Origin of the sequence: uncultured Sphingomonas sp., from assembly GCF_964250165.1 — a bacterium.
In the GTDB taxonomy this organism is placed as follows: Bacteria; Pseudomonadota; Alphaproteobacteria; order Sphingomonadales; family Sphingomonadaceae; genus Sphingomonas.
This window is the reverse complement of sequence record NZ_CAXUEK010000105.1, coordinates 1-6,414: the sequence shown is the minus strand read 5'-3', so window position 1 is coordinate 6,414 and position 6,414 is coordinate 1. Positions and strand designations below refer to the sequence as shown.

Below are 6,414 nucleotides of genomic sequence, written 5' to 3'. Positions count from 1 at the left end.
ATCTCGCCCGCGTCGTCGATCCGGTACAGATCGACGTGCAGCACCGGCAGCCGCACCTCGGGGGGGGCGTAGGGCTGCACGATCGCGAAGCTGGGCGACGGCGCCTCGCCGGCTAGCCCCAGCGCGGCGAGCAGCCCGCGCGCGATGCTCGTCTTGCCCGCGCCGAGCGGGCCGGAGAGCGTGACGACATCGCCGGTTCGGACGATGCCGGCCAGCGCCCGCCCGAACGCCTCGGTGGCAGCGGGATCCGGGAGCAGCACTTCCTCCCCGGGACGGGAAAGATTTCGCTCGTCGCTCACCGCCGCGGCAGCTCCACCGTCACCAGCGTGCCCTCCCCCGGTTCGCTGACCAGCGCGATCGTGCCGCCATGCGCCTCGGCGAACTGCTTCGCCAGCGGCAGCCCCAGGCCGAGCGCGCGTTCGCCGGTCGGCTGGATGCCGGGCTCGGCAAAGCGGTTGAACGCGCGCGCCTGCGTCTCCGCGTCCATGCCCGGGCCGTCGTCCGTGACCACGATCCGCGCGGCCGTCGCATGGCCGTCCGCATGGAGCAGTACGCGGCCGCCATCGGGCACCGCCGCGACCGCATGACGCAACAGGTGCTCGATCATCTCGCGCAGGCGCCGCGAATCGCCCGTGACCCGTCCCGTCGAGCGCGCCACCTCCACCGCCAGGTCCAGCTTGCGCCGCGCCACCGCCGGCCGCACCGTCTCCGCCGCCGCCCGCGCCGTCGCCGCCAGATCGACGTCGCCGCGCGCCTGTTCGTCGTCGCCCTGCGTCAGGTCGAGCACGTCGTCGATCAGCAGGCCGAGCCGCTCGACCGATTCCAGGATCGCCTCGACATATTTGTCCGCCGTCTTGGTCAGCTTGCCCGCATAGCCCCCGTGGAGCATCTCGGCGAACCCCCCGATCGACGTGAGCGGCGTGCGCAATTCATAGCTCATGTTCGCGACGAACTGCGTCTTGACGCGGTCTGCGTCTTCGAGCGCCGTATTGCGGTCCCGCAGCGCCTGCTCGGCGCGGCGGCTGTCGGTGATGTCGAGCAGCGTGAACAGCGCGTTGCCGTCTGGCAGCGGCACGCCGGCGAACTCGAAATGCCGGCCGTCCGCGAACGCCACGCGCCCCGTGCGCTGCTGCCGTTCGCCGGTCGCCGAGCGCACCAGCTCGGGGATCAACGCCGCGCGGGTCGGCGTGGCGAGCTGCTTGGCCGCGACCTCGGCGAACGCATCGACGCGCGGGTGCGCGGCCAGGAACTCCTCCTCCATCCCCCACAGCGTGCGGAAGCGGTTGTTCCAGAGCTGCAACCGTCCGTCCGCCGCGAACACGCCCAGCGCCTCGAACAGATTGTCGAAGGTCGCGGTGCGCACCCGCAGCAGCGTGTCGCGCGCCGACGCGAGCTGCACCTGCTCGGTGCGGTCCTCGAAGATCAGCAGCAGGCCGCCGTCCGGCAGCGGCTGCGCCACCACGCGCAGGTGCGTGCCGCCCGACAAGTGCCAATTCTCCTCGGCCGCACCCTCGGTCTGGAAGAACCAGTCGCGCCGCTCGGCCTTCCAGCCGGGGAAATCGCGCACGTCCGGCAACCGGTCCGCCTCGCGCATCCGCTCCAGCACGCGCTCGAACTCCGGGCGGTCGGCCAGCCATTCGCCGCGCATCGCGAACATGCGGCGGAAGGGCTGGTTGGAAAAGACCAGCGTCCGGTCGGCCGCGAACTGCGCGACGCCCGCCGACAGCCGGTCGAGCATCGCCCGCTGCGCCTCGGCAAACCTTTTCTGCCCGGAGCGCGCCTGCTCCAGCTCCTCGATATCGACCGCGAAGCCGGCGACCCCGCCCGTCGTGAGGGGCACGTCATAGATGCGCAGCGTCCGCCGGTCGCCGCCGATCGTCGCGGGCAGCACCGCCTCGTGCGGCCGCCCGTTGAGCCGCGCCGCCTCCGCGCCGGCGAGCGGCCCGCGCGCGCCCTGCCCCTCCACCAGCTCCAGCCCGCGCGCCACCACGTCGGCGGCGTCGGCGCCCTCGACCGCGGTGACATAGGCGGAGTTGACCATCGACAGCTTGAGGTCCGGTCCGCGATACCACATCGGCAGCGGCGCGACCTCGATGAGCGCGGTGAGTGCCTCGAACGCCCGGCGCAGCCGCCCCGCTTCGCCGCCCAGCCGCGCGATCTCCGCCTCGCGATCGGTCGCGTCGAACACCCAGACCAGCACCGCGCCGGTCTGCCCCTCCTCGCCCGGCGCACGGGCGCCGCGCAGCGTCAGCGTCCGCGTCGAGCCGAGCGGCCGCACCGCCCGCTCGAACGGTCGGCCCGCGCGCTGCGCCGCCGTCACGTCCGCCTGCACCGCCGCCGCGTCCGCAGCCGACAGGCCGCGCTCGCCATCCGCAAGGTCCGCCAGGAAGCGCGGCGGCTCGGTCAGACCGAGCCAGTCCGCCAGCCGCGGCCCCGTCTCGACCCGTCCGTCGCCCCGGACGGTCAGCGCGAGCGCCGGCGCCGCGCCGAGCCGCGCCTGCAGCCGGGCGTTCTCGGCCACCGCGGCGGCCGCCTCGCCGCGCGCCCGGAGGCCCGCGAAAAGAGCCAGCACGCCGCCGCCGATCAACAGCAGCAGCACGGCCCCCGCCGCCGCCAGCGCCCCCGTCCCCAACGTCACCATGAGCGAGGTCTAGGCGAGAACGGAGGCGGCCAAAAGGGGCTAGGGCGGCCCACCTCCGAACCGTCCACCGTCACCGTCAGGTCAGAACTTGGGCAGCTTGACCCGCGCGCCCGCAAACAGGAACCGGCCCACCGCGTCGACCGGGTATAGCCGTGTGCCATAAGATGGCCGCGCGTTAGTGAAGTTGTTGACGCCGCCGTAGAACTGGAAGTTCTTGTTCACGTCGATACTCAGATACAGATCGTGCACCCACCGATCCTTGTAGAAAGCGTATTGCGGATTGATGTAGTTCGGATTGCCGGCCAACACGGTCGCGTCGATCTGGGTGCTTAGCGTCCGGTAGGTTTTGTCGAACCAGGACAGGCCATAGTTGAGCGTGAACGGCCCGCGCGAGAAGGTGAAATCGCCATTCGCCTGAAACTTGGGCGAGTAGGGATATTGCAGCTCGTCGGTCGGGTCAGCCCCCGGCGTGCCCACGAAGCTCAGCTTGTTGAGATACCCGCCCACGATCTTGACGTTGAACGACCCCAGGGAGGCGAGCTTGAAGTGGTAGCTGATGTTCGCGTCAAGCCCGGCGGTCTGGAACTGCGCCACATTCTGCGGCGCGACGACGAAGCCGTTGATTAGCCCGGTGCCCTGCTGACGCGTGATCGACTGGCAGAACACGTTGGCGATGGTCGGTTGATCGACGCAGAGCTCTGCTAATTGCTGCGCGTTGACCGTGTTGATCGCGCTCTTCAATTTGATGTCATACCAATCGAAGGAGGCGGTGAGGCCAGGCAGGAAGCGCGGCTGCAGCACCACGCCCGCCGTCCAAGTCCGCGCCCGCTCCGCCGCCAGGTCGGCATTGCCCGATTGCGTGCCGGGGATGTTGGTGGAGCGCGGATCCTCAAAGGCCGCGATCTGTGCGGCGGACAGCCCCGCCGCGCTCAGCAGCGCGGTGCAGTTCGTCGCGCGCGTGGAGGCGCCGAGGCTAAGATTTTCGGTCTTGCAAGGATCATCGAAGAATTCGAACGTCTGCGACGTGCCGCCGAACAGCTCGCCGATGTTCGGCGCCCGCACGGCATAGGAATAGGTGCCGCGGAAACGGATGTCGCGCACCGGCGCCCAGGTGGCATCGAGCTTGTAGGTGGTTGTGCTGCCGATCGTCGAATAGTCTGAATAGCGGATCGCCGCGGCCAGATCGACCAGCTGGAAGAACGGCCGGTCCTTGAGGAGCGGCGCGTCGAGCTCGGCGAACACTTCCTTGACGTCATAGGCGCCTGCGGTCGGCGAAAGCTTGTTGCTGAACGTCAGACCCTGCTGCTCCAGCGCGTCCGGCGTGAACACCGACTTCTCGCGGCGATACTCCGCACCCAGCGAATAGCCGAGTTCGCCGCCGGGCAGGCTGAACAGATGACGGAAATCGCCCGACAGCGATCCGCTGACGACGTGCTGGGTCAGGTACGACTGCTCGGTCGTCTCCGCGCGGACGAAGTTCAACGCGGCCTGGCTCGCTACGCCCTCGCCGAAGATGTTGAGCGGCTGGCACTGCCCGGCCCCGAACGTCGATCCGTTCACCGTCCGGGTAGGGTTGTAGGGCTGGTCCGTGGTAACGCCGCCCGGTGTGTCGACACGGCAGACGATCTGGCCTGCGGCGTTCCGCACGGCGTCAATCGCCGCATAGAACCGATCGGTGTACTGGTCATTGACGAAGTGATTGGTCACATCTGTCTGCCCGAAGACGTAAGAGACTTCGTAATGCGTCGCATCATCCAGGTCGCCGCGCGCGCCGACAACGGTGCGATAGGTCTTGCGCGTGATGTACTCGCCGCGCTGGCCCAGGTCGAAATTGTCGCGGGTCACGAGCACGCCGCCGAGCGCCGGATCGATGGCGGCGCGCACGTTGGCCGGGATATAGGGATTGTCCTGCGGAACGAAGAGGTAATAGTCGAACGAAGGCTGCCCGAGCGAGTAGGACCGCGTCAGCGCAAACTTGCCTTCGGCGAACAGCGTGAGGGCTGGCGAGAAATCATAGTGCGCCAGCGCATTCACGACGTGCCGCTCCACCTGCGGCAGCAGATCGTTGCCGTAGTCGGCCAGCGAGGTGGAGGAACCGCCGACGGTATAGGCATTGCCCGGCAGCAGCTGGCCGCGATCATAGACCGCGCCCGTGCCGGTGAACTCGGGAATGCCGTCTCCATCGATGTCTACCGCGCCGTTGCGCGCCGTGTCGGCGTAACGGAGATCGGTATAGGGCACGTAGAGGTAGGAGCCGGGCGTGTTGGCCGTGTAGGCCCCGTTGCGCTGGAAGAACACGGCCTGTGGTCCGCGCAGATAATCCCTATCCTGCGTCGAGTAGCGATCGTTCATGCCGTATTCGTACGCGACGGCAACGTTGCCCTTGCCGCCGGCGAAGTTCTTACCCGCCGTCACCGTCAGCAGACGCTGGCCCGCATCCCCCTGCTCGGAGATGCCCGCCTGCGCGCGACCGGTGATCCCCTCGAAATCGTGCTTCAACACGAAGTTGACCACGCCGGTTACGGCATCCGCGCCGTAGATCGCCGAAGCGCCGCCCGTAAGCACGTCGATCCGGTCGATCAGGTCTTCTGGGATCGTGTTGATGTCGACCGACGCATCGCCCGGCACGCCGCCGACGTGGCGACGGCCGTCCACCAGCACCAGCGTGCGCTGCGTGCCAAGATTGCGCAAGTTGAGCAGGTTGAGGCCCGTCGCACCGATGCCGGCCCGGTCGCCCGAGTTCTGCGCCGAGGTGGAGGAGCCGATCAGCGCCGGATAGCCGGTCAGGAAGTCCGTGACGTTGGTGGTGCCGGACTGCTGCAGCGTATTGGAGTCGAGCGACACGATCGGACTGGCCGTCTCGTAATCGGGCCGACGGATGCGCGAGCCGGTCACCACCACGTCACGGGTCGGCGCGCTCGCGGCGTCGGCGGTCGTGCCGTCCGCGTTGGCGGTGACCTGAGCGCAGGCGGGGTTGCTTGTCGCGTCCGGTCCCTGGCACGCGCCGGCCGCCTGATTAGACGGCGCCGGGACGTTGGAGGGGTAATTGCCCGGGGATGCGGTCTGCGCGCCGGCCGGGGTGGCCAGGCCTGCCGTCAGCGCGGCGAGCGATACTGCAAGAGCGGAAATGCACGGCGAGCGACGCATTGATAAACCCTCATCAAATCGGCCCCCGCCCGCGGCGCAACGTCACCAATCCTGCCTTGCTCGCAAGGCCCCGTGAACATTTCAGACGAACTGTAGCTTTCGCGCAACATGAAAAAGGCCCGCAGACGCCTGAGCATCCGCGGGCCATCACCGCCTTTCAACCTGGCTCAATACCGGTAATGATCCGGCTTGAACGGCCCCGCCACCGGCACGCCGATATAGTTGGCCTGCTTCTCGCTCAGCTGCGACAGCTGCACGCCCAGTTTCGCGAGGTGCAGCGCCGCCACCTTCTCGTCCAGGTGCTTGGGCAGGACGTAGACGCGGTTCTCGTAGTCGTCGCCCTTGGTCCACAGCTCGATCTGCGCCAGCGTCTGGTTGGTGAAGCTGGCGCTCATCACGAAGCTCGGGTGCCCCGTCGCGCAGCCCAGGTTCACCAGCCGGCCCTTGGCGAGCACGATGATCTGCTTGCCGTCAGGAAATTCGACCAGGTCGGTGCCGGGCTTCACCTCGGTCCACTTGTAGTTGGACAGCGCCGCGATCTGGATCTCGCTGTCGAAATGGCCGATGTTGCAGACGATCGCCATCGGCTTCATCGCCTTCATGTGATCGGCGGTGATGACGTCGGC

4 protein-coding genes are annotated in these 6,414 nt (G+C 68.3%); all 4 read right to left on the bottom strand.

Translation table 11 applies throughout. The features are described from left to right. Positions 1-260: tRNA (adenosine(37)-N6)-threonylcarbamoyltransferase complex ATPase subunit type 1 TsaE (gene tsaE / locus ACFE64_RS14485; RefSeq protein ID WP_375393164.1), on the bottom strand; the 260-nt coding region annotated here is incomplete at its 3' end. 35 nt (positions 261-295) lie between these two features. Next, complete coding sequence (locus ACFE64_RS14480; RefSeq protein ID WP_375393163.1) at positions 296-2,641, bottom strand: PAS-domain containing protein; 2,346 nt, start codon at positions 2,639-2,641, stop codon at positions 296-298. Positions 2,642-2,722: 81 nt separating this feature from the next. Further along, entirely contained in the window at positions 2,723-5,788 is a 3,066-nt protein-coding gene (locus tag ACFE64_RS14475) for a TonB-dependent receptor plug domain-containing protein (RefSeq protein WP_375393162.1), read from the bottom strand. A gap of 167 nt (positions 5,789-5,955) precedes the next feature. Next, positions 5,956-6,414 (bottom strand): adenosylhomocysteinase (locus tag ACFE64_RS14470; RefSeq protein WP_375393161.1); only part of this gene is annotated, 459 nt, incomplete at its 5' end.

What these genes read in the sequence shown, in the direction of transcription:
- ACFE64_RS14480 (WP_375393163.1), bottom strand. Translation starts at nt 2,641, where the DNA reads ATGGTGACGTTGGGGACGGGGGCGCTGGCGGCGGCGGGGGCCGTGCTG.
- ACFE64_RS14475 (WP_375393162.1), bottom strand. Translation starts at nt 5,788, where the DNA reads ATGCGTCGCTCGCCGTGCATTTCCGCTCTTGCAGTATCGCTCGCCGCG.